This is a genomic window from Paludisphaera borealis (genome assembly GCF_001956985.1).
Lineage (GTDB): Bacteria > Planctomycetota > Planctomycetia > Isosphaerales > Isosphaeraceae > Paludisphaera > Paludisphaera borealis.
The window spans coordinates 160,910-183,200 of sequence record NZ_CP019082.1 but is presented as its reverse complement, the minus strand read 5'-3'; the positions used below and the strand labels follow the sequence as shown (position 1 = coordinate 183,200).

Here is a 22,291-nt window from a genome sequence, read left to right as displayed (position 1 = left end):
CCCTCGCGGACAATCACTCGGGAGCGGGGCGGGCGCGAGTCGACGAAGTGGGTCGAAAAGCTCTAGACGCGTCTTCGACCTCGCTCGCCGTTTCCGCACGTTCACGCTTCAAGACGACTGGGCGAACGATCATGGCTCAACCGATGCTAGTGCCTCTCGATCATCCGGAAATCGCCCCCTTCCGGCTGTCGCCTCGCCTGCGGTCGCAGCTCGTTTATTTCATGGCCGGGCCGGACGCGCCGGGAATCCCGGAACTGGGCGAGTACGAATACTGGTTCGACCGCGATGAGGTCACGCGGTGGGTGATGGAAGGAGTCTTCTACCTCGTCTCCCCCCTCGACACCCAGAATATGACCGAGGTCGAGCTGACCGAGGAGCAAGACTTGCTGCTCAACTGGCTGGAGACCAACAAGATTCAGCACGTTCGCGTGGTCGAGTGACGCCGTTCACCGCGCGACGATCGATCGCTACGGCTTGGCTCTCGGCTGGACGTCGCCGGGGACCATGCCGAGCGACCACTTGACCGACTCGACCCACATCTCCTGAAGGTCGGGGCGGTTCCAGGCTTCCTCGCGATGGCCGAGGCCGTTGTAAAGCACGCGGCCCTTGCCGTAGTTCCGCGCCCAGACGACGGCGAAATCATTGTCCTTGGCGTGGACGCCCTTCTTCGAGAGGTCGAGCTTGTCGCGGTCGAGGCGCATCAAGACGCGGACGTCGTTCCTCGCGAAGTTCTTGATCTGGTAGATCTCGTCCTTGAGGGTGAAGCTCCGGGGCAGGCGGCCGAGGCCGGGGAAATCCGGTGCCTCGACGATCAGGGGAGCGTCGAACTGGCCCCAGGGGTGGCCGTCGAACACGCCGCCGAGCATCGCGCCGTATTCCGGCCACGACGTGAACGTGATCGCCGCGCTGTGGACGCCGATGAACCCCTTGCCGTCGTCGCGGACGAACGACAGCAAGGCGGCCTTCTGCTCGTCGTCCATGTCAAGGTTGCCGTCGGTGAAGAAGACCAGAGCGTCGTAGTGGTCGAGGTTCTTGGCCTCGTACTTCAGCGGCTTCTTGGTGATCGCGCCGCAGTCGGTGCGGAACGTCGTGTCCCACAGGCCGTTCCCGCGTCCGAGGTTGTAGAGCGCGACCATCGCCGTCGAGATCGCCTCGTGCTGATACCCCTTGCTCTGGCCGACGACCAGGAGCCGCTTCTTGGGCTCCTGGGCCGAGGCCGTACCGGCTAGAGCGGAGGACAGGACGACGGCCAGGATCGCTCGCGTCGCGTTCATTCTCATGTCAGGCCTCCTTGGTGGTCTCGCTCGACGGCGGGCTTCGACGATCAACGGCCGCTGAGCGCGGCAGCCGGCGTCACGGAGGCGATCCGTTCGCGCATGAACTCGGCGGCGAGGCGGGCTTGCTCGTCGGCGTACTCGACGCCGACCGTGCGGCCGTCGACGACGGGGAGCTGGTGACAGAGTTCGTAACCGGTGTAGCCGATGTAGCCGATCTCGTCCATGGCGCGGGCGAAGTCGCCGTAGTAGCGGTTGGTCTCCTCGCCGACGACGCCGTCGTTGCGCTCGAAGCCGCGGATCGAGCCATCCGCCAGCCGCTCGAACTCGCCGCCGAAGTGGGTCAAAACCTGGAGCGGCCCGACGGCTTTCGCCCCTTCGAAGATGCCTTCCGTGCTGCGGTCGGGCATGAGGGGGGCGTCGAGGCAGAGCTTGAGGCTCGGCGAGTCGACCTCGCGGACCATCCGCAGGAGGTCGTTGTGATCGTTGATCAGCGGCTTGTGGTTCTGGAGGGCGAGCGTCACGCCGGCGTCGGCGGCGTAGCGGGCGCACTCGACGAGGGCTTCGCGGCACCATCCCCAGATCTCGTCGGTCGAGAACTTTTCGTGGACGATCGGCCAGTAGCCCTCGGCGATGTCGTAGGTCGCGAGCTGCGGGTGGCGGGTGATGCCCCACCAGGCGAGGAAGACCCGGAGCGTGGGCGCGCCGAAGTCGGCCGTCATGCGGATCAGGTCGCGGAGGTAGCAGATCTGCGCCTCGCGGACCTCGGGCACGGGGTTGCTGAAGTCGTTGTTGGCGGCGACCGCGTAGATGTCGATCCCCTCGCCGTCGGCCCGGGCGCGGAGGTCGCGGCAGCGGCTCGTCGACCAGTCGAGCGGGTTGCCGTGCGGGCGCTTGCCGTCGATCTCGATCCCGTCGTAGCCGTATTCCTTGGCCCTGGCGATCAACTGAGGCAGCGTGAGCGCCTCGCCGCGATACCAGAGGCCCATGTACGTGATGCTGTAAAGTCCCAGTTTCATCGTGATTTCCTCGATGGCGGTTGAATGTTCGGAATCAGGGCGGGGCGGGCGATGTCACCTGGTCTTGCCGGCCGCCCATCGGACGGCGTTGTGGACGAGGGTTCGATACGAGGGGTGACGGAAGGCCGTCCGGCCGTGACCGAGCTGGATCGCCACCACCCGGGCGGTCTCGCAGGGCCCGACCCAGGCGAGGTTGACGTCGCTCGTGGGGTTGTCGGTCGTCAGCAGCGGCTTGATCCGGTCCGACATCCACAGATTCTTGTACGCCTCGTCCTGGATGTGGAACGGGCCGACCCCTTCGAGGACCGGATGCGGGCCGGCGGCCTTGACGTGGATCTGCTGGTCGTCCTTGACGCTTGACGACGGGCTCTGGCCCTCGCGCTGCAAGCGATACCGCCCGCCCGCCACGTTCTCGGACCACCAGGTCCAGGTCTGAAAGTCGAGCAGCGCGTGGTGGAGGATCACGACGCCCCCGCCGCTCTCGACGTAGTCGCGGAGGTTCTTCCTCGAGGCGTCGTCGAGGTCGCGGGTGAAGTCGTACATGACGATCACGTCGTACTTGCCGCGCAGGTCTTTCTTGTAGACGTCGCTGGTCTCGACCGGAGTTTCGCCGAGCCCTTCGCAGTCGGTGAACAGCCCGTAGAAGGCCGCGTCGTGGAAATGGCCGCCGGTGACGATCAGCGCGCGGATCGGGCGGGGCTCCTCGGCCGCCGAAGCCGTCGTGGCCGACAGCGCCAGGAATAGGATGCCGACGGCCAGGGCGAGACGCTTCGTGCACGGATCTTGCCGCGAGATCATGGGCGTTCTCCTCTGTGACGACGGTTGAGAAGTTGAGCCGTCACTTCAGCTCTCTGATCGCGATGTTCTTGAACTGGACGAGGCTCGGCGGCCCGGCCCACTCGCCGGCCGCGTTCTTGCCGCCGTGGTGCTGGAGCGCGAGCCGACCCTTGTCGGGCATGTCGGGGATGGTCGCGCCGGCGAGGACCGTCTTGCCGTTGAGGTCGACCTTGACCGTCTTCCCCTTCACGGTGATCTCGAAGTGGTTCCACTCGCCGACCGGCTTGTCGGCCTGGTGGCTGGGCGTGACCGCGGCGCGGACTTCGGGGGAGGTCTTGGGGTCCATCCGAACGCTGTAAATCTCGCCCGACCCGATCGGCCAGCACCACATGTTGATCTGGTAATGGCCGTCGCCCCGGAGGAAGACGCCGGAGTCGGCGTCGGGCAGCGCCAGTTTCAATTCCTTGCCGTGGACGTCCTTCGCGTGGGTGCCGTCGGGGAGGATGTAGGGGACGTTCTTGTTGATGAAAGGCGCTTCCTTGAGCCGCCAGTCGAGCTTGAGCACGAAGTCGCCGTACTCGCGGTCGGTCCAGAGGTTCTTATCCCCCTTGGACTCGCTCTGGGCGTCGTAATCGATCATCCCGTCGACGACCTTCCAGTGGCCGCCGTCGCCCTGGGGGACCGTCCAGCCGGTGAAGTCCTTGCCGTTGAACAGCGGCGTGAATCCGTCGGCGTCGGACCGGCCGGCGGCCCAGGCGAGTGAGGTCGCGACCAGCAGGGCGGCGGGACCGGAGATCAGCACGAGACGCGATTTCGACATGACGATGCTCCTTGACGTCTACAGGGTGACGATCCCGTCGCTCGTCTCGCCCGGACTGAACGATAACGGCGACGGCCGGGTTGCTTCTTGTGCGTCCGCGGCGGTTTTTGGAACAGGACCGGCGGAGTCCGCTCGATCGCCTCGGGCGTAATGCTCGCGGTAGGCGCGCGGGGTGCGGCCGAAATGACGGCGGAATTCGCGCGTGAAATGGCTCTGATCCGAGAACCCGCAGCCCGCCGCGACCTCGGCGAGCGTCTGGCCGGTCGAGACGAGCGCCCGGCTGGCCATCCGCATTCTCAGCTTGCGGAGGTACTTCTGCGGCGTCAGGTGGAAGACGGCCTGGAACTTGCGCTCGAACGCCCGCACCGACATGTGCGCCAGCCGCGCCAGGCGGCCGTTGGTGATCGTCGTGTGGTAATGATCGCGCAGATGAGCGAGGACCGGCCCGAACTCCGACCCCGGCGCGATCGCCTGGTCGGGCGAGACGAGCTTCCGCGTGATCCCCGCGGTGCCGACGACGTCGCCCCGATCGTCGACGAGCGGAATCTTGTTCGTGACGCTCCAGACCGCCTGGCCGTCGGGCTGGACGACTTGCTCGATCCGATCGACGATCCGCTTCCCGCCCAGAACCGACTCGTCGTCGAGGCGGAACTGATCGGCGAGGAAGTCGGGCGATAAGTCGTAGTCGGTCTTGCCGATCACGTCGTCGCTCGTCCGGTCGTCATGCTCGTCGAGCGAATAGTTGATCAGAAACGCCCGGTTGACCCAACAGTACCGCCCGTCGCGATCCTTGACCCAGACCACCACGTCCTCAACGCAGTCGAACAGCTCGGCCAGTTGCAAGAACTGCTGGTGTCGTCTCATGGTTCTGGGATCTCGATCGCCGCGACGGACCCGGACACGAGGAGAGCCGATTTCCCTCATCGTCGCGCATGCGAGAGCGTCCCGCCAGTGCCCGTCCCTTACAAGCTCGAAGCGCCAGCGAGTGAATTCCCTCGCGCGACTTCGTCGGGAGCCGCGACGTCTGGCCGAACCACGCACTCGCTGGCGCTTCGGGCTTGTATCGGGCGGCGCGCACCGGCCTTGCCGCACGGGCGTGGATCGGATCTCGCCTTGTGGGGAGGCTTCTGGCACAATGGGGGCGCGTCGGTTGCGCCGAAGGTCCGAAGGCTCGTGATCGGGGAATCAGTCACTTGGCTGCTGCGATTCTGGATGGAAAAGGCCTGGCGGAGCGGATTCGCGAACAGTTGGCCATGGAGACGCTGGAGTTCCGGGTCAAGACGGGGATCGTCCCGGGGCTGTCGGTCGTGCTGGTCGGCGACGACCCGGCGAGCCGGGTCTACGTTCGCAACAAGCAGAACGCCGTCGGCGCGGCCGGAATGCATGGCGACGTCATCCGGCGCCCGGTCGAGACCACCCAGGCCGAACTGCTTTCGCTGATCGACGAGCTGAACGCCGACTCCTCCGTTCACGGAATCCTGGTTCAGCTTCCGCTCCCCAAGCACATCGATTCCCGGCTCGTGATCGAGCGGATCGACCCCCTCAAGGACGTCGACGGCTTCCATTCATCCAATTTCGGGCTGCTCGCGCAGGGGAACCCTCGGTTCGTCCCTTGCACGCCGCTGGGGATCGTTGAGCTGCTCAAGGACGCGGAAGTCGAGACCCGAGGCGCGCACGCCGTCGTGCTTGGGCGGTCGCAGGTTGTGGGCAAGCCGATCGCGCTCTTGCTGCTCCAGAAGGGGAAGGGGGCCGACGCGACGGTCACGGTCTGCCACACCGGCACCAAGGACCCCGCAGCCTTCGCCCGCGAGGCCGACATCCTGATCGCCGCAATGGGCCAGCCCGAGCGGGTCACGGCCGACTGGATCAAGCCGGGGGCGGTCGTGATCGACGTCGGCATCCACCGCAAGGCCGACGGCAAGCTCTGCGGCGACGTCGATTTCGCCAGCGTCTCCCAGGTCGCCTCGCGGATCACGCCGGTCCCCGGCGGCGTCGGGCCGATGACGGTCGCCATGCTGTTGAGCAACACCCTGCACGCGGCGCGGCTCGCCGCCGGGGTCGTCGGCTCCCAAGAACAAGGATGAAACCGTGATCCGCCTCGGTATCTGCAACGAGCTGTTTGAAGGCTGGGCGCTCGAAGACGTCTGCAAGACCGTGCGCGGACTCGGCTACGACGGCCTGGAGATCGCCCCGTTCACGTTGGCGTCGCGGGTCACCGACCTGAACGCCTCGCGGCGTCGCGAGATCCGGACGATCGTCGAGGATTCCGGGCTGGCGACGATCGGCCTTCACTGGCTGCTCGCCAAGACCGAGGGCTTCTACCTGACCTCGCCCGACGCCGAGACCCGACGCCGGACCGGCGACTACCTGATCGCCCTGGCCGAGGCCACGCGCGATCTCGGCGGCTCGCTCATGGTCCTGGGCTCGCCCAAGCAGCGCGACCTGCTCCCCGGCGTAAGCTACGAGCAAGCCGAAGGTTATGCTTTAGAAGTCTTCTCGCGGATCATGCCGGCGATCGGATCGATCGGGGTCGACCTCTGCCTGGAACCGCTCGCGCCGAGCGAGACCAACTTCCTCAACACCTGCGCCCAGGCCCAGGCGGTGATCGAGAAGGTCGGCGACCCGCATTTCAAGCTGCACATGGACGTGAAGGCCCAGAGCGGCGAGACCGACACGACCGTCCCCGAGCTGATCCGCCGGTTCTCCCGCGACGCCGGCCACTTCCACGCCCAGGACGTCAACCTCCAGGGCCCCGGGATGGGCGCGGTCGACTTCGGACCGATCCTCAAGGCCCTCGTCCAATCCGGTTACGACCGCTGGGTTTCCGTCGAAGTCTTCGACTTCTCGCCCGGTGCCGAGGAAACCGCCCGCCAGAGCATCGCCTGCCTCCGCCGCGAACTCGAAGCCGCCCAGGCCGGCGAAGCACGCTAAAGCCGAAGGCCGTCGAACGGTGGGCGATGACCACCCTACAGTATTGCCGTCAAAGGTTTTACGTAGGGTGGGCATCGCCCACCGTTCCCAAGGCCTGGTGGCGATCCCGCGGCTGCGCGCGCCGAAAGTTCATTTCGCATGAAATGGAATTTTGTACAGTGTCGGTTGCGGTAGAGCCGACAGTATTGGTATTGTGGCGAACGCGAGACTTGGTTTGATCTGTAGGGATTGTCGCGAGATTGTCGGCCTTTAGAACGGAGTCGAGAACCCAGCGATGGCGAAACGGAACCGCCGCGGGAATCAGGATCGGGAAACACGGGCGCGTCGAAGCTCGCTGACCGAGGACGTGCCGCTGGCCGAGGCGACTCGTTCGCGTTACCTCAATTACGCGCTCAGCGTGATCACCTCGCGGGCCTTGCCCGACGTGCGCGACGGCCTTAAGCCGGTGCAGCGACGGATCTTGTACGCCATGTGGGCGGATCTGCACATCTCCTCCGACGGCCGCTTCATGAAGTGCGCGGCGGTGGTCGGCGAGGTGATGAAGACGTATCACCCGCACGGCGACCAGTCGATTTACGACGCCCTCGTGCGGATGGCGCAGCCGTTCTCGCTCCGACAGCCGTTGATCGAGGGCTACGGCAACTTCGGCTCGATCGACGGCGACCCGCCGGCCGCCTTCCGGTACACCGAGTGCCGCCTGACGCCGATCTCGGAGACGCTCCTCAGCGAGCTTCGCGAGCAGACGGTCACGCTTCGGCCGAACTATTCGGCCCAGGCGTTCGAGCCCGAGGTCTTGCCCGCGCAGTTTCCGAACCTGTTGGTCAACGGGGCGTCGGGAATCGCCGTCGGCATGGCGACGAACATCCCGCCACACAACCTCAAAGAGGTTTGCAATGCCCTGCTCGTCTTGCTGGACAACCGCGAGGCGCCGCTCGAAAAACTGACGAAACACGTTATCGGACCGGACTTTCCGACGGGCGGCGTGATCCTCAACACCGCCGCCGAGCTGCACAAGATTTACGCGACGGGCCAGGGGAGCATCAAGCTTCGGGGGACCTACGAGCCGCACCCGGACCGGCCGAATTCGATCGTGGTCTCGTCGATTCCCTACGGGATCGAGAAAGACGCGCTCGTGGGCCGGATCGGCGAGCTGATCGGCAAGGGGACGGTCCCCCAGTTGATCAACGTCAAGGACCTGAGCACCGACGACGTCCGGATCGTGCTCGACCTGAAGCCGGGCTCGAACGCTGAGGCGGCGCTGGCCTATTTATTCAAGAACACGCCGCTTCAGGTCAATTACGGCGTTAATCTGACCTGCCTGCTGCCGGCCGAAGGGACCGAGGTGGCGGTTCCCGCCCGGCTCGACCTGAAGTCGATCCTTCAGCACTTCCTCGATTTCCGGATGGAAGTCGTCACGCGGCGGCTGCAATACGAGCTGCGGAACCTGCTCGACAGGATCCACATCCTCGAAGGCTTCGCGATCGTCTTCAACAACCTCGACGAGGCGATCCGGATCATCCGCGACAGCGACGGCAAGGCCGACGCGGCCCCCAAGTTGATCGCCCGGTTCGATCTCAGCCCGATCCAGGCCGACGCGGTCCTCGAAACCAAGCTCTACCGCCTGGGCAAACTCGAGATCAACGACATCCTCGCTGAGCTGGCCGCGAAGCGGACGCGGGCCGCCGAGTTGCAGAAGCTGCTCGACGATGAACCCGCGCGGTGGGCGATCATCCGCGACGAGCTGAAGCAGATCTCGAAGACGTACGGCGACCCCCGGCGGACCCGGATCGAGGCGCCGTCGGCCCCGATGGAGTTCCGCGAGGAAGACTACATCGTCGACGAGGATTCCTGGGTCATCGTCACGCGGGAAGGCTGGACGAAGCGGCAGCGGTCGTTCACCGACGTCGCCAGCATCCGGGTCCGCGACGACGATCAGGTGGGCTGGATTTACCGCGCCCGGGCGCGCCAGACGATCACGTTCTTCACCGATCGCGGGGTCGCGTACACCCTCCGGGTCAACGACATCCCGCTGACGACCGGCCACGGCGACCCGATCCAGAAGCAGTTCGCATTCGAGGACCAGGAGCACATCGTCGGCGTGGTCTGCCACGACCCCCGATGCTTGCCCGATTACACCAAGCACGTTCAGACGCCCGCCCGCCTGGTGCAGCGGACGCTCGACGCCGACGGCGACGACGCGCCCGCCGATCGCAACGGCCACGCGGCGGTCAACGGCGACGCCCTCGCCAACGGCCCGGCGCTGCCGCCTCCGCCGTACGTGGTGGTGCTGACGGCCGGCGGCAAGGTGCTCCGGTTCGCCCTGGGCTCGCTGGCGGCGATCTCGACGCGGAAGGGAAGGCTGGTCGCCCGGCTCGACCCGTCGTTCGAGGACGATCTGGTGGTTCGCGTCGAGGCCACCGACGGCTCCGAGAACGTCTGCCTGGCCACCAAGGCGGCGCGGGTGCTGATCTTCCCGATCACCGAGGCCAACGTCGTCGCCGGCCCGGCGCGGGGCGTGGCGGCCATCAAGCTCGACTCGAAAGACCGCGTCATCGGCTTCGTCCTGGCGAACAAGAAGCGCGAGGGGCTCGCGGTGCGAACCAATCGCGGCGCCACGCAGATCGTCCGGGCCACCAAGTACCCGGTGACCGGTCGCGGCGGTCGCGGTTATGCGATCCTCCAGCGCGGGTCGCTGGAATGCGTCCTGCCCGAAGAGGCCGAGCCGATCCCGCCCGTCGATCAGGTGGGCGAGGGCGCCGAGGGACGCGGCAAATCCGAAGACCCGTCGGGCTCGCAGGATTGACGAATCCCCGCGCCCGCGAAGAATGAGCCGGACGACAGACCGCCGCCCGTCTGTCTAGAGATAGAGAGGGACCCGACCGCGATGTCCAATGGATCCACGACCTACAACGCCAAATCGATCACCGTGCTCGAGGGACTCGAGGCGGTGCGTCGTCGGCCGGGCATGTACATTGGCGGCGTCGACAAGACGGGCCTGCACCACCTGATCTGGGAAATCGTCGACAACGCCGTCGACGAGGTGATGAACGGCCACGCCAGCCGGATCGTCGTCACCCTACACGCCGACGGCAAGACGATGTCGGTCGCTGACAACGGCCGCGGCATCCCCGTCGACAAGCACCCGCAGACCGGCAAGAGCGCCCTTGAGGTGATCTTCACCACCCTGCACGCCGGCGGCAAGTTCGACAACGACGCCTACAAGGTGGCCGGCGGTTTGCACGGCGTCGGCGCCAGCGTGGTGAACGCGCTCAGCAAGAGCCTGACCGCCGAGGTCCGCCGCGATGGCAAGACGTACGTCCAGCACTACAAGCGCGGCAAGCCGCAAGGACCCGTCGAGGAAGGCGAGCCGTCGCGCGGGACTGGCACGACCATCACCTACACGCCCGACCCGGAGATCTTCCAGACGCTCGACTACGACGTCGCGATGATCGCCGAGCGGCTCGAAGTGAAGACCTACCTCAACAAGGGGCTGGTCATTCAGTTCGTCGATCAGAAGAACAAGACGAGCGTCGAGTTCCGCCACGACGGCGGGGTGGCCGACTTCCTCGAAGCGGTCAACCGCCAGCGCGAGGACGTCCGGGTCGCCCCCTTGCCGTTCGTCCTGGAGCGTGAGGATGACGACCTCCGCTGCTACCTCGCGTTGAGCTGGACCGAGGCGACCGACGAGGACGTCCGGTCGTTCGTCAACACGATCCCGACCCGCGACGGCGGCACCCACGAGATGGGCATGCTGAGCGCCGTGGGGACCGCCGTTCAGCGATTCATGGAGACCCACGACCTGGTCAAGAAGGGGACCGAGATCAAGCGCGAGGACGTCCGCGAGGGGCTCACGGCGGTCCTGGCGGTCTGCCTCCACGAGCCCCAGTTCCAGGGGCAGACGAAAGGGCGCCTGAACAACCCCGAGGCGCGGGCGCAGGTCGAATCGATGGTCCGGCCGAGCCTCGAAAACTTCTTGCTCAAGAACAAGAGCGTCGGCGACGCGATCGCCGCGCGGGTGATCCAGGCGGCCAAGGCGCGCGAGGCCAGCCGGGCGGCGGCGTCGCAGGTCCGCCGCAAGACGGCGATCAGCGGCCGGCTCAACCTGCCGGGCAAGCTGGCCGACTGCGACAGCACCGACCCCGAGGAGTCGGAACTGTTCATCGTCGAGGGCGACAGCGCCGGCGGGTCGGCCAAGCAGGGCCGCGACCGCGACATCCAGGCGATCCTGCCGTTGCGCGGCAAGGTGCTCAACGCCGAGCAGGCCGGGAAGGCCAAGGTGCTCGACAACAAGGAGCTGACCGACCTGATCAGCGCCATGGGCTGCGGGATGGACGACCAGTACGACCCCGCCCGGCTCCGCTACGGCAAGATCGTGCTGCTGACCGACGCCGACAGCGACGGCCACCATATCGCGACCTTGCTGCTGACCTTCTTCTACCGCCACGTCCCCAGCCTGTTCGCCGAGGGCCGGATCTACCTGGCGTGCCCGCCGCTGTTCAAGATCTCCTGGGGCAAGGAGACGTTCTGGGCGTCGGACGACGCGCACCGCGATCGGATTCTCGGCAAGCTGCCGTCGAACGCCAAGCCGAACATCACCCGCTTCAAGGGCCTCGGCGAGATGCCCGCGAAGCTGCTGTTCGAAACCACGCTCGACCCGACGAGCCGTCGCCTGCTCCGCGTCGTGGTCCCCGAGGAGGATCGCTCTTACACCGAGCGGACCGTCTGCGACCTGATGGGCAAAGAGCCCGAGGCGCGTTTCAAATTCATCATGGAAGAAGCCTACACGGCCAAAGACATCGACATTTGAGTCGATGCGAGCCGCTGAACCGAGGAGGACGTCGCGTCCCATGCCGATCATCGAGGTCGCCGGCCTGACGAAGACCTACCGCGTCTTCCAGAAGAAGGAAGGGCTCGCCGGCGCCCTTCGCGGCCTGTACCGCCGCGAATACAAGGAGGTCAAGGCCGTCGATCGGATCGATTTCAAGATCGAGCCGGGCGAGATGGTCGCGTTCCTCGGCCCCAACGGCGCGGGCAAGACGACCACGCTGAAGATGCTCTCGGGCCTGGTCTATCCGACCTCGGGCGAGGCGAGCGTGCTCGGCTACGTCCCCTGGCAGCGGGCCGACGCGTTCCGCCGCCAGTTCGCGCTCGTCATGGGCCAGAAGAACCAGCTCTGGTGGGACCTCCCCGCCGGCGACAGCTTCCAGCTCCACCGCGAGATCTACTCGATCCCCCAGGCCGAGTTCGACAAGACGCTCGCCGAGCTGATCGACCTGCTCGGCGTCGAGAAGCTGACCCGCCAGGCCGTCCGCGAGCTGTCGCTGGGCGAGCGGATGAAGATGGAGCTGATCGCCGCGCTATTGCACGGCCCCAAGCTGCTGCTGCTCGACGAGCCGACCATCGGCCTCGACGTCGTCGCCCAGGCGGCGATCCAGAAGTGCCTGCGCGACTACCACGAGAAGCGCGGCGTGACCATGCTCCTGACCAGCCACTACATGCGCGACGTTGAGGCGCTCTGCGACCGGGTGATCGTGATCACGCAGGGAAGCATCGTCTACGACGGCCCGCTGGCCAAGATCGTCGAGCGGTTCAGCGAGTCCAAGCTGGTCCGGCTCCAGTTCGAGGAGGACGCCCCCGACGACCTGGGGCGGTACGGCGAGGTCGTCCGCTGCGAGGGGCCGTTCGCCGACGTCAAGATCGAGCGGGCGCGCGTGGCCGAGGTGCTGGGCGCGATGCTCAATCGGCACGCCATCGCCGACGTCAGCGTCGAAGACCCGCCGCTCGAAGAAGTCATCGCCAAGGTGTTCGAGGAGGCTCGGCTCGCCCATGACGCCGCCTGAAGCGACCACGACCACCGCGCCGCCGTTGCGGAACCCCGCCGACGCCGAACTCGACGCCGGGCCTCCTCGCGCCTCCGGCCGTCGCGGTGTGCTGGGGACCATCGCCAAGTACGCCAAGATCTTCCGCGTCTCGCTGATCGAGCGGATGACCTACCGCGGCGACTTCCTGTTCGGGACCATCCTCCGGTTCCTGCCGATCGTCACGACGATCCTGCTCTGGAAGGCGATCTACGAGAGTTCGGGCCAGGTCGAGCTGGGGGGCTTCCACTACCGGGAGATGATCGCGTACCTGTTGCTCACCAACATCAGCCGGATGTTTTCGAGCATGCCCGGCCTGGCGGGGGGGATCGCCCGCGAGGTCCGCGAAGGGACGCTCAAGCGCTATTTGATCCAGCCGCTCGACCTCGTGGGGTTCCTGCTGTCCTCGCGGGTCGCGCACAAGGTCGCTTATATCACGATGTCCTTCTTGCCGTACGCGCTTTTGTTCTACCTCTGCCGGGGCTACTTCGACGCTTTCCCCGACGCCCTGACGCTCGCGGCCTACGCGGTGTCGCTGGTGCTCTCGTTCATGGTCGGGTTCTTCTTCGAGGTCAGCGTCGGCATGGTCGGCTTCTGGTTCCTGGAAGTGACGTCGCTGCTCTACATCGTGATGACGCTCAACTTCTTCATCTCCGGGCACATGCTGCCGCTCGACCTGCTCCCCGAGCCCTGGTCGACCCTGCTCAAGATCCTGCCGTTTCAGTATATGGCCTATTTTCCGGCCGTGGTGTTCCTCGGCAAGATCCGGGGCTGGCAATTGGTCCTTCATCTAGGGCTCGAACTGTTGTGGGCCGTCGGGTTCATGGCCCTGGCGCGGGTGCTCTACCGCGCGGGTTTGAAGCGCTACAGCGCGTACGGAGGCTGACGTCGTGGTCGCTGTGGTTTCCAAATACGTGCGCATGATCGGATATCTGGCGCGTTACACGCTCGCCCGCGAGCTGGCGTTTCGCGGCAACTTCCTGGTCAAGGTCTCGGTCGAGCTGCTCTGGCTGGGGATTCTCATCGCCTTCTATAAGACCGTGTTCGCCCGCACCAGTCACATCGCCGACTGGTCCGAGCCCCAGTACTTCTTCTTCGTCGGCTGCTTCTTCGCCCTCAACGGGCTGATCGAGACGCTGTTCCTCGAAAACTGCAACGAGTTCGCCGAGCTGGTTCGCACCGGCGACCTCGACTTCCTGCTCTTGAAGCCGATCGACGAGCAATTCCTGGTCTCGTGCCGACGGATCGACTGGGGCTCCGCGCCTAACCTGCTGATGGGGGCGATCCTCATGGCGACGGCCCTGGTCCAGGCGGGATGGGTGTTCGACCCCGTCCGGGTCGGCGCCTTCTTCCTGACGTTCACTTGCGGCGTGGCGATCGCCTACAGCTTCATGCTGCTGCTGACGTCGGTCTCGGTCTGGATGGTCCGCAACCAGAGCCTGATGGAGATGTGGTGGCTGTTCTCCAGCCTCGCCCGCTACCCCCGCGAGATCTTCTCCGGGCGCTGGGCCGAGCCCCTGGGGCAGTTCTTCACGTTCTTCATCCCGATCCTACTTGTCTCCAACGTGCCGGCCAACGTCATGGTCCGCGCCCTCGAACCCGCCATGGTCGGCCTGACCGTCGTCGCGGCGGTCGTCCTGCTCTGGGTCAGCCGCCGGTTCTTCCTCGTCGCCCTCCGCTCCTACCGCAGCGCCAGCAGTTGAGTTGAATCGAAGCGTGCGGGAACGCCTCGACTGTTGCGTGCAATCGACAAAGTCGAATCAAGGTCGCGATCGGGAGTCATCCGCCGCTCGACGCTCGATGTAGCCTACGCTTCTCATAACGACGCCCCGGCATAATCGTTCAACCCGGACGCGGCTCCCGAGCAGGGAGCGCGGCCGAGGCGAGCGGAGGCCGGCGCGTGTTGAGTCGCGAACGGCGTCGCGGTACGTCCACGGAGCGGCGGTCCACGTGGTGGGACCGTGGGCGACGCCGAAGCGAAACCTGGGGCGAGGTCGGAAAACAACCATGGTCTCGTTGGAAACGAAGCGAAATCTTGGGCCTGGCGTGAACGGCGACGCATCTCTTTTGGGGACGCCGGCGCACGACCTTGCGGAGGTCTCGGCGCGGCTCGGCTCCGCGTCGCCGCCGGCCGTGCTGGACGAGATCCACCAGTTGCGCTCGAAGCTTGAGGAAGCCTACGCGACCATCGACGAGCTGCGAGCCAGCCGGAGCGGGATGGAGGAGGACCTCCATCAGCTCAAGCGGATCGCGTCGATGGACGACTTGACGGGCCTCTGGAACCGGCGGTTCCTGGTCGATTCGCTCGACATCTCGTATTCGTTCGCGCTGCGTCATCAGCTCTCGTTGTCGATCGTGCTCTTCGACGTCGACCACTTCAAGGCGTTCAACGACGGCTACGGGCATCCGGCGGGCGACGCGGTGCTTCGCGAGGTGGCGTCGATCGTGCTCAACTGCGCCCGCAACCACGACGTGGTGGCGCGGTACGGGGGCGAGGAGTTCGCCGTCCTGCTGCCGGGCACCGGACGCAGCGGAGCGATTGCGATGGCCGACCGCGTGCGGCGGTCGCTGGAGGAGCGGCAATGGAACCTCCGGCCGATCACCGCGAGCTTTGGCGTGGCCACGCTCCGTCACTGCGAGAGCGAAGAGGCCGCGACCGCGGCGAACCTCGTCGAGGCCGCCGACCTCGCCATGTACCACTCGAAACGCCACGGCCGCAACCGGGTCACCCACGCGGAAGACGTCGTCTGCGCCGTGTTCATGCAGCCCTGCACTCCGGAATCGCCGGCCGACCGCCGGGCCGACGCCCCCCCCGACTCACGCCTTGGCGACCTCTGAGCCGACGCGGCTTCGACGCGCTCGTCGGAATGCGGCGCTCGCCGCGCGAACGTCCTGTTGACCCTCGCCGACCCGCACTCGATACTGAGAAGCCGTGTCGGCGTGAGCAGGTGTTCCCGTGTCGAGGTCAGGGGATGTTCTACGTGGCGGGGGTCCTGATTTCGGCCATGGCGGTCGCGGTCGTCGCGATCGGCTGGCGGCGGGCGCGCACGCTCGGAGAGATCGCCCGGGGCCTTGAGATGCTGGCCGAGGGGCGGCGGAGCCGGCAGTTGCTCGCCCGCCCCGGGGGTTCGCTGGGGAAGCTGGTCCGGGTCTTCAACGCCTCGTCGCTGGAGGTTCACGAGCGGCTCACGCGGTTCGAGGAAGACCGCCAACAGCTTCGGGTCGTGCTGGGAGCGATGGCCGAGGCCGTCGTCGCCGTCGACGCCCGGCGTCGGCTGCTGTTCGCCAACGCCAGCGCCGACGCGCTGTTCGGCCTCGACGCGACGTCGGTGGGCCGCCTGGCGCCCGAGCTGATCCGCAGCCCCCAGGTGCAGAACGCCGTCGAGGCGACGCTCCGGCTGGCTCATCCCAACGCCTATCAAGGAGAACTGTCGCTGCCGGGGCGCGACGCCCCGTTGCGCGGGCCGGCGCGCGTGCTCGCCGTTCGCGGCACGCCGCTGCCGGGCCATCCCCCCTCGGGCGCGGTGCTTGTCTTCCACGACGTCACCGACCTCCGCCGGCTCGAACGGATGCGGCAAGACTTCGTCGCCAACGCCTCGCACGAACTGAAGACGCCGCTGGCGTCGATCAAGGCGTACGCCGAAACCCTGCTCGACTGGGCCCTCAACGACGACGCCGTCAACCGACGGTTCCTGGAGCGGATCGACGAGCAGGTCGACCGCCTCAACGTGCTGATCCTCGACATGCTCAGCCTCGCCCGCCTGGAATCGAGCCAGGCGTTCTTCGAGCACGGCCCGCTCAGCCTCATCCCGGTCATCGAGCGGTGCGTCGAGGCGCACCGCGATCGCGCCGCGGCCGGCGGCCTGGCGCTCGTGTTCGACGCCGGCTCGCTCGACGGCGACGTCCTGATCCTGGCCGACGAAGAGGCGATCCGGCAGATCTTCGACAACCTGATCGACAACGCGATCAAGTACACGGCCGAAGACGGTGAGGTGAAGCTCGTCTGCTCGCTGGCGCCCACGGCCGTCGTGGTGGAGGTGTCGGACACCGGCATCGGCATCCCGCGCGACGACCTGCCAAGGATCTTCGAGCGGTTCTACCGCGTCGACAAGGCGCGAAGTCGAGAGCTGGGGGGCACCGGCCTCGGCTTGGCGATCGTCAAGCACCTGGTCTCGTCGCTGCGCGGCCAGATCACCGTGACCAGCCGCCCCGGTGTGGGGACGCGGTTCACCGTGCAGCTCCCCCGGGCCTTCGTCCCGGCACCGCGGGCTCTGGACGCCTGAGATCGCGTGCGAACGGACGGTTCGCCTGCGGTGCGGAATTGAAGAGGGAGCAGCCCTTTCCCATCTTCCAACGCAGCGCAGCACCGCCCGAGCGCTCACCAACAAGGCCGGGTTGGCTTCGGTTTGAGTGTTTGGGCTCAAGCGTTTCGTCGGTGCGCCTTGCGTATCTTAGGGATGACGTAATAGGCCATTAATGGGCAAAAGAGCAGAGACGTGCGAAAGGCCTCGAGCTGATTGTAGGAGACCATCTCCCGGAACGGCGTATTCATGTCAAACGTCTTGACGCCGCGATCTTTTATACGCATTAACACGCAATCGCCTAATGACATCGCGACTGAAAGGACCAACGTCCAGAACGCGATGCAGATAACCATTCGTATGACATGGCCTATTATGCGTTTGAACGATGCGTGTCGCATGCCGTTGCTCCGTGGCTATGTCGATTTCAATATGAGCATGTCCGGGACGCCGCAAGCCAGGAGTCATTGACACCGAAAAGGAGAATACGTGCAAGCGATGTATCGGCGGCGTCGGCGAGATCATGAGCCGCCCACATCGACACGGGTTCCACGGGGTGTGAGCGACCCGTGGAACCCGGAAGTCTCGACGCACGCATCCTGCTGAATTCGCCGAGTCGTCACTCGCCCTGGGTTTCCAGCCACTTTTCGCAGTCCATGGCGGCGGCGCAGCCGGAGCCGGCGGCGGTGATGGCCTGGCGGTAGTGGGTGTCGACGACGTCGCCGCAGGCGAATACGCCTTCGATGTTCGTCGCCGTCCCGTAGTTCGGCAGCGAGTCGAGCAGGCCGGCGGGGGCCTCGACGTCCTTCCAGGCGAGCGCCGAGCGCGTCAGCAGGTAGCCCTCGGGCGTCATGGCGAGCTGGTTCTTGAAGATGGCCGAATTCGGGACGTGGCCGATGGCCAGGAACAGGCCGGAGATCGGGAGGTCGCGCTTCGAGTTGTCCTTGGTCGAGCGGAGCCGCACGCCTTTGAGGACCGACAGGTTGCCGTCCTTCTCGCCGAGGATCTCTTCGACCACCGAGTTGAGCGCGTACTCGATCTTGGGGTTCTTTTCGAGCCGATCCTGCATGATCTTGGACGCGCGGAGGTCTTCGCGGCGGTGGATCAGCGTGACCTTGGGTGAGAATCGGGTCAGGAACGTGGCTTCCTCGACGGCCGAGTCGCCGCCGCCGACCACGGCGATCTCCTTGCCCTTGTAGAGCGCCCCGTCGCAGGTCGCGCAGGTGGTGACGCCGTTGCCCTTGTAGGGGCCTTCGAGGCCCAGCCAGCGGGCCGAGGCGCCGGTGGCGACGATGACCGAGTCGGCGGTGTACGTGCGGACGTCGCCGCTCGTCGGGTCGCCGCTGGGATCGTCGGTGGTGCGGACCTGGAACGGCCGCTTCGAGAGGTCGACCTCGAACACGGTCTCCCACTTGGTCACGGCCCCGAACCGCTGGGCCTGCTTCCGCATCAGCTCCATCAACTCGGGACCCTCGACGCCCTCGGGGAACCCCGGGAAATTGTCGACGGAGGTCGTCAGGGTCAACTGTCCGCCCGGCTCCTTGCCCTCGAAGACCAGGGGCGCCAGGTTGGCGCGCGACGCGTACAGCGCGGCGGTCAGTCCGGCGGAACCCGATCCGATGATGATCACGGCCGAATGAGCTTCAGACATCATTCCCTCAAGAGAGCAGGCGTGTTGTTGCGACCAGGCCGCCCGGCGACGGCCGGCCCCGCGGTCGAGAATTCGACTCGTCCGTATTTCAAATAGGGGGGCGGCCGGGCGGAAATCAAGTCTCCGCCGCCGATCGAGGGCCGACCCGCGCCTATTCATTGTCGAGCCCGCGGCCCGATCGTCCAGTCCCTTTCGGCCTGGAACGCCGCGAGCGACGCGAAGAAAGGCCTTGAAACCGAGCGCCGGCCCGGCCGAAGGCGAGATTTCCCGATCATTCTCGATGAGCGAGTCTCAAACCCCGCGAGACATGAGCTAGGTTTTGAGCAGACACCCCTGAACGGCTTCAGAGAACGGCTCTCTCAAGGCCACGACTATCCAGGTAGGCGATAGGCCCAGGGGCGCCAGGAGGATGATCACGCCATGCTCGTGTTGACGCGAAAGCTTATGGAAAAGCTGTACATCGGAGACAACATCTGTGTAACGGTCGTCCGCCTCGAAGGAGGGCAGGTTCGGCTGGGGATCGAGGCGCCGCTCGATATCGCCGTCGTCCGCGCCGAGCTGGTGCCCGAGCGACGGCTGGAACGTCCGCGGCCGACGGCTCGGATCGCGGAGGAGGCGGGCCGATCCGACGTCAGGCTTCCACCAGTCGCGGCTCGTGAAACCGATATCCGACGCCGCGAACGGTTTCGATGAGCTCGCCGGCCTCGCCGAGCTTCTTCCTGAGACTCTTGATGTGGACGTCGATCGTCCGTTCGAGAACGATGGCGTCCTCGCCGATGGCCGCGTCCATCAGCTCGTACCGAGTGAAGGCGCGGCCGGTCTGGCGGAGCAAGACTTCGAGCAGGCGGAACTCGGTGGGGGTCAGCGGCAGTTCCTGACCGCGATACAAGGCCCGGTGGCTGTGGCGGTCGATGACCACTCCCTGGCTGACGATCTGGGCGGCGGTCGGGGCCTCGTCCTGCGACTGGCTCCGTCGCAGCTCCTTCTTGATCCGCTGGATCAGGACCTTCATGCTGTAGGGCTTGGCGACGTAGTCGTCGGCGCCCGTCGCGAACCCGACCAGCTCGTCGGATTCCTCGGCTCTTGCCGTGACCATGATGATGGGGATGTCCTTCGTCCGGGCGCCCCCGCGAAGGTCGCGGCAGACCTCCAGGCCCGGCTTCAGCGGCAGCATCAGGTCGAGGACGATCAGGTCGGGCAGCTTCAACTGAGCCTGCCTCAGCCCTTCCTGGCCGTCGTTGGCCACGAAAACCTCGTAGCCCTCGCGCTCCAGGTTGTAGGTCAAAACCTCGACGAGAGACCGTTCATCCTCGATGATCAGAATCTTCGGCTTGGGCATGAGTCTTGATCCGTGTCGGCTGGCGGGGCGATCGCTCGAATGTTGCTTCCATTGTAGATGCACCGATGTTCCGAACGTGAACATTGCGCGAAGAAATCGTGAAGACGCCCCGGTTCATGATCAGGCGTCGGCAAGCGCTTCGGCCGTCAAGATCGCGCCGTGAGCCAGGATCTTCGCCCCCAGCGTCAGCGCCCGCTCGTCAATGTCGAAGTGCGGCGAGTGCAGGTGATGCCGGGTTTTCCCCTCTTCGGCGACGCCCAGTCTCAAGAGGCAGCCGGGGGCCTGCGTCAGGTATCCCGCGAAATCCTCGCCTCCCATGCTCGGCAGGGGGATCTCCTCCAGGTTCGCCGGACCGAGGACCTCCCCGGCGGCGCGGAGGCAGGTTCCGGTCACGCCGGGGTCGTTGACGACGCCGTCGGTGCTGTTGCCGAGGCTCACCGCGAAGCTCGTCTCGGTGGCGGTCGCGACCCCTTCGGCGATCTGCTGGATGCGCTCGGCGACGCGCTGGGACGAGGCGCGCGAGAGGGTGCGGATCGTTCCCCTGAGCACGACTTCCTCGGGGACGACGTTGCCGCTCGTCCCCCCCTGGATGCTGCCGAACGTCACGACGGTCGGATCGCGCGCGTCGACCGACCTTGGCACGAGCTGGTAGACGGACGAGACGAACTGCGAGGCCGCGATGATCGGATCGCACGCCTGGTGCGGCCGCGCCGCGTGCCCGCCGGCGCCCCGGATCGTGACCTGTAGCTCGTGGCAGAAGGCGGTCAGCGGCCCGACCCGATAGCCGACCCGGCCGGTCGGCCGCTCCGGATCGACGTGCAGCGCCAGGATCGCCCCGACGCCTTCCATCGCGCCGGCGGCGACCATCTCGAAAGCGCCCTCGCCGACCTCCTCGGCGGGCTGGAACAGGGCGCGCCACGCCAGCGGACTCGGGAGGATTTCGCGGCACCGCCAGAGCGCCAGCGTCGCGCCGAGGGCCATCGTGGCGTGAGCGTCGTGGCCGCAGGCGTGCATGACGCCGTCCTGACGCGATCGATATTCGACGTCCTTGGCGTCGGTGATCCGGAGGGCGTCGACGTCGGCCCGGAAGGCGGCCAGGGGGCGGCCGTCGGCCTCCAGCGCGCCGGCGAGGATTCCGCGCCGCGAGGGGGTCAACTCGTAGGGGACTCCCTCGGCTTCGAGGCGGGAGGCGAGGAACCGGATCGTCTGGAACTCTTCGCGACTCGGTTCGGGGTGGGAATGGAGATGGCGTCGAAGGGATCGCAGTTCGTCGGCGTGCGAGTCGATCCAGGAGTCGACGGCGTTGCGCCAGTCGGTCATCAGTCAGGGCCCCCCTTCATGGAGACGCCTCGTCGGGCTCGCGGTCGTGGGATGGTTGTGCTCGACTTATTTTATTACTTCGTTGCGTCCAATTTGCGGCCCTTGCCTTTCATGATCCTCGCGAGTCCCGACAGGACGTTGAGCCCAGGGACGGAGTCGAACCATGCCGTGGTGATGTCGCTCTTGGAGCTGCGCTGCCAACCCAGGCTGGGCTGCGCGACCAACGTGAGGACGTCCGGATTCTGCTGGCGGAAGGTGCTGTACGCGCCGTCCACGTGCATGGGGCCGCCGTCGGGGTGCCCGCCGGGCCGCCCGAGCACCGTGTCGAGGAAGTCGATCAGGCGCGGCAGCACCGTTCCGTTGATCCCCACGAAATGGGCCGTGACGATCGGTCCTCGATAGGGAATGAGAAGCTCGCCACCGGGCGACGGCGGCACGTCCGTGAGCCGATGACCGAAGTAGACGAACCCCCAGGGTTCCTTTCGCAGGGTCGAGACGAACGCGTCGGTCAGGTTGGAGAACTTCGGATCGATCTCAAGATCGTCTTCCATGAGCAAGACGTTGGCGGCCCCCTCGTCGCGGGCCTTTTTAAGGGCTCCGAGATGGCTCAGGAAGCAGCCTCGCGTGCCGATGCTCGCGAAATCGCCGGCCGAATCCGGCCGGGTGGCGGGGAAGTACTCGATCCCCCCGCTTCCCGTCGCCAGGCCGACCCGCTTCAACATGGCGTTCGTCTCGCGCCGGCGGTCCGATCGCGCGGGAAGATTGATGATGTAAGTTTTTGCGAAATAGTCGGAAATCACCATGTGCGCCCCTGGGTGCGGAAAACGAGCCGAAAGTCCGGTCGACGCGCGCCGGCTCGGCCCGGCGAGGCTCGGGGCCCGAACTCCGATCGAGATTCGTCGCGTTCGGGTCGAACGACTCAATCAAGAGACTAACAGAGTCTAGGTTCCGGTTTCGAGACGGATTCGGCCGAGGACGCCGATTCCCGCGGGCCGATCGCG

At 66.2% G+C, this 22,291-nt stretch carries 20 protein-coding genes; 11 read left to right on the top strand and 9 right to left on the bottom strand.

The genetic code is table 11. The features are described from left to right. Positions 1 to 143: 143 nt before the first annotated feature. Positions 144 to 440: a hypothetical protein gene (locus BSF38_RS00800; RefSeq protein ID WP_237170683.1), complete on the top strand. Its 297-nt coding sequence runs from the start codon at positions 144 to 146 to the stop codon at positions 438 to 440. 27 nt (positions 441 to 467) lie between these two features. Here BSF38_RS00800 and BSF38_RS00795 read toward each other — a convergent pair whose 3' ends face one another. Genes BSF38_RS00795 through BSF38_RS00775 form a run of 5 tightly spaced genes read right to left on the bottom strand, consistent with a single transcriptional unit; the run spans position 468 to position 4,754 of the window. Next, a complete protein-coding gene (locus BSF38_RS00795; protein ID WP_237170682.1) occupies positions 468 to 1,280 on the bottom strand; it encodes a ThuA domain-containing protein in 813 nt (270 codons plus the stop codon). Positions 1,281 to 1,324: 44 nt separating this feature from the next. Further along, positions 1,325 to 2,293 (bottom strand): sugar phosphate isomerase/epimerase family protein, encoded by a 969-nt coding sequence (locus BSF38_RS00790; RefSeq protein ID WP_076343022.1) that lies wholly within the window; start codon positions 2,291 to 2,293, stop codon positions 1,325 to 1,327. 54 nt (positions 2,294 to 2,347) lie between these two features. Continuing rightward, entirely contained in the window at positions 2,348 to 3,091 is a 744-nt protein-coding gene (locus BSF38_RS00785) for a ThuA domain-containing protein (RefSeq protein WP_076343021.1), read from the bottom strand. A 40-nt stretch (positions 3,092 to 3,131) separates the two neighbouring features. Then, on the bottom strand, positions 3,132 to 3,890 hold the full coding sequence (locus tag BSF38_RS00780) for a 3-keto-disaccharide hydrolase (RefSeq protein WP_076343020.1): 759 nt from the start codon (positions 3,888 to 3,890) through the stop codon (positions 3,132 to 3,134). An 18-nt stretch (positions 3,891 to 3,908) separates the two neighbouring features. Next, entirely contained in the window at positions 3,909 to 4,754 is an 846-nt protein-coding gene (locus BSF38_RS00775) for an AraC family transcriptional regulator (RefSeq protein ID WP_083712591.1), read from the bottom strand. Positions 4,755 to 5,083: 329 nt separating this feature from the next. Between BSF38_RS00775 and BSF38_RS00770 the strand changes: the two genes are divergently transcribed. From BSF38_RS00770 to BSF38_RS00730, 9 genes are all read left to right on the top strand, one after another. Continuing rightward, the gene (locus BSF38_RS00770; RefSeq protein WP_076343019.1) at positions 5,084 to 5,974 is read left to right on the top strand and encodes a bifunctional 5,10-methylenetetrahydrofolate dehydrogenase/5,10-methenyltetrahydrofolate cyclohydrolase; all 891 of its coding nucleotides are present in this window, start codon (positions 5,084 to 5,086) and stop codon (positions 5,972 to 5,974) included. A gap of 4 nt (positions 5,975 to 5,978) precedes the next feature. Then, positions 5,979 to 6,821 carry a sugar phosphate isomerase/epimerase family protein gene (locus tag BSF38_RS00765; protein ID WP_076343018.1) on the top strand — a complete coding sequence of 281 codons (843 nt, stop codon included), beginning with the start codon at positions 5,979 to 5,981 and terminating at the stop codon, positions 6,819 to 6,821. Between the two features lie 274 nt (positions 6,822 to 7,095). Then, complete coding sequence (locus BSF38_RS00760; RefSeq protein WP_076343017.1) at positions 7,096 to 9,624, top strand: DNA gyrase/topoisomerase IV subunit A; 2,529 nt, start codon at positions 7,096 to 7,098, stop codon at positions 9,622 to 9,624. Between the two features lie 81 nt (positions 9,625 to 9,705). Further along, positions 9,706 to 11,628, top strand: a complete 1,923-nt coding sequence (locus BSF38_RS00755; protein ID WP_076343016.1) for a DNA gyrase/topoisomerase IV subunit B — start codon at positions 9,706 to 9,708, stop codon at positions 11,626 to 11,628. A 40-nt stretch (positions 11,629 to 11,668) separates the two neighbouring features. Beyond that, the gene (locus BSF38_RS00750) at positions 11,669 to 12,661 is read left to right on the top strand and encodes an ABC transporter ATP-binding protein (protein ID WP_076343015.1); all 993 of its coding nucleotides are present in this window, start codon (positions 11,669 to 11,671) and stop codon (positions 12,659 to 12,661) included. Next, positions 12,648 to 13,565: an ABC transporter permease gene (locus BSF38_RS00745; RefSeq protein WP_076343014.1), complete on the top strand. Its 918-nt coding sequence runs from the start codon at positions 12,648 to 12,650 to the stop codon at positions 13,563 to 13,565. The genes BSF38_RS00750 and BSF38_RS00745 overlap by 14 nt, the downstream gene beginning before the upstream one ends. A 4-nt stretch (positions 13,566 to 13,569) precedes the next feature. Then, positions 13,570 to 14,382 carry an ABC transporter permease gene (locus BSF38_RS00740; RefSeq protein ID WP_076343013.1) on the top strand — a complete coding sequence of 271 codons (813 nt, stop codon included), beginning with the start codon at positions 13,570 to 13,572 and terminating at the stop codon, positions 14,380 to 14,382. 304 nt (positions 14,383 to 14,686) lie between these two features. Then, positions 14,687 to 15,517 (top strand): GGDEF domain-containing protein, encoded by an 831-nt coding sequence (locus BSF38_RS00735; RefSeq protein ID WP_083712590.1) that lies wholly within the window; start codon positions 14,687 to 14,689, stop codon positions 15,515 to 15,517. A 134-nt stretch (positions 15,518 to 15,651) separates the two neighbouring features. Then, positions 15,652 to 16,962, top strand: coding sequence for a sensor histidine kinase (locus tag BSF38_RS00730; protein WP_076343011.1), 1,311 nt, complete (start codon positions 15,652 to 15,654; stop codon positions 16,960 to 16,962). A 637-nt stretch (positions 16,963 to 17,599) separates the two neighbouring features. Here BSF38_RS00730 and trxB read toward each other — a convergent pair. Further along, positions 17,600 to 18,631 (bottom strand): thioredoxin-disulfide reductase, encoded by a 1,032-nt coding sequence (gene trxB, locus BSF38_RS00720; protein WP_076350507.1) that lies wholly within the window; start codon positions 18,629 to 18,631, stop codon positions 17,600 to 17,602. 420 nt (positions 18,632 to 19,051) lie between these two features. Between trxB and BSF38_RS00715 the strand changes: the two genes are divergently transcribed. After that, positions 19,052 to 19,324: a carbon storage regulator gene (locus tag BSF38_RS00715; protein WP_076343009.1), complete on the top strand. Its 273-nt coding sequence runs from the start codon at positions 19,052 to 19,054 to the stop codon at positions 19,322 to 19,324. Here the strand turns inward: BSF38_RS00715 and BSF38_RS00710 are convergent. The 3 genes from BSF38_RS00710 to BSF38_RS00700 form a co-directional block, all read right to left on the bottom strand. Beyond that, positions 19,263 to 19,970, bottom strand: coding sequence for a winged helix-turn-helix domain-containing protein (locus BSF38_RS00710; RefSeq protein WP_076343008.1), 708 nt, complete (start codon positions 19,968 to 19,970; stop codon positions 19,263 to 19,265). The genes BSF38_RS00715 and BSF38_RS00710 overlap by 62 nt on opposite strands. A 120-nt stretch (positions 19,971 to 20,090) precedes the next feature. Beyond that, positions 20,091 to 21,290 (bottom strand): M20 metallopeptidase family protein, encoded by a 1,200-nt coding sequence (locus BSF38_RS00705; protein WP_076343007.1) that lies wholly within the window; start codon positions 21,288 to 21,290, stop codon positions 20,091 to 20,093. Between the two features lie 74 nt (positions 21,291 to 21,364). Beyond that, on the bottom strand, positions 21,365 to 22,093 hold the full coding sequence (locus tag BSF38_RS00700) for a glycosyltransferase family 25 protein (RefSeq protein WP_076343006.1): 729 nt from the start codon (positions 22,091 to 22,093) through the stop codon (positions 21,365 to 21,367). Positions 22,094 to 22,291: the final 198 nt, after the last annotated feature.

Excerpts from the sequence above, each read along its gene's own strand:
- BSF38_RS00800 (WP_237170683.1), top strand. The coding sequence starts at position 144 with ATGCTAGTGCCTCTCGATCATCCGGAAATCGCCCCCTTCCGGCTGTCG.
- BSF38_RS00795 (WP_237170682.1), bottom strand. The coding sequence starts at position 1,280 with ATGAGAATGAACGCGACGCGAGCGATCCTGGCCGTCGTCCTGTCCTCC.
- BSF38_RS00790 (WP_076343022.1), bottom strand. The coding sequence starts at position 2,293 with ATGAAACTGGGACTTTACAGCATCACGTACATGGGCCTCTGGTATCGC.
- BSF38_RS00785 (WP_076343021.1), bottom strand. The coding sequence starts at position 3,091 with ATGATCTCGCGGCAAGATCCGTGCACGAAGCGTCTCGCCCTGGCCGTC.
- BSF38_RS00780 (WP_076343020.1), bottom strand. The coding sequence starts at position 3,890 with ATGTCGAAATCGCGTCTCGTGCTGATCTCCGGTCCCGCCGCCCTGCTG.
- BSF38_RS00775 (WP_083712591.1), bottom strand. The coding sequence starts at position 4,754 with ATGAGACGACACCAGCAGTTCTTGCAACTGGCCGAGCTGTTCGACTGC.
- BSF38_RS00760 (WP_076343017.1), top strand. The coding sequence starts at position 7,096 with ATGGCGAAACGGAACCGCCGCGGGAATCAGGATCGGGAAACACGGGCG.
- BSF38_RS00755 (WP_076343016.1), top strand. The coding sequence starts at position 9,706 with ATGTCCAATGGATCCACGACCTACAACGCCAAATCGATCACCGTGCTC.
- BSF38_RS00750 (WP_076343015.1), top strand. The coding sequence starts at position 11,669 with ATGCCGATCATCGAGGTCGCCGGCCTGACGAAGACCTACCGCGTCTTC.
- BSF38_RS00745 (WP_076343014.1), top strand. The coding sequence starts at position 12,648 with ATGACGCCGCCTGAAGCGACCACGACCACCGCGCCGCCGTTGCGGAAC.
- BSF38_RS00735 (WP_083712590.1), top strand. The coding sequence starts at position 14,687 with ATGGTCTCGTTGGAAACGAAGCGAAATCTTGGGCCTGGCGTGAACGGC.
- BSF38_RS00730 (WP_076343011.1), top strand. The coding sequence starts at position 15,652 with ATGTTCTACGTGGCGGGGGTCCTGATTTCGGCCATGGCGGTCGCGGTC.
- trxB (WP_076350507.1), bottom strand. The coding sequence starts at position 18,631 with ATGTCTGAAGCTCATTCGGCCGTGATCATCATCGGATCGGGTTCCGCC.
- BSF38_RS00715 (WP_076343009.1), top strand. The coding sequence starts at position 19,052 with ATGCTCGTGTTGACGCGAAAGCTTATGGAAAAGCTGTACATCGGAGAC.
- BSF38_RS00710 (WP_076343008.1), bottom strand. The coding sequence starts at position 19,970 with ATGCCCAAGCCGAAGATTCTGATCATCGAGGATGAACGGTCTCTCGTC.
- BSF38_RS00705 (WP_076343007.1), bottom strand. The coding sequence starts at position 21,290 with ATGACCGACTGGCGCAACGCCGTCGACTCCTGGATCGACTCGCACGCC.
- BSF38_RS00700 (WP_076343006.1), bottom strand. The coding sequence starts at position 22,093 with ATGGTGATTTCCGACTATTTCGCAAAAACTTACATCATCAATCTTCCC.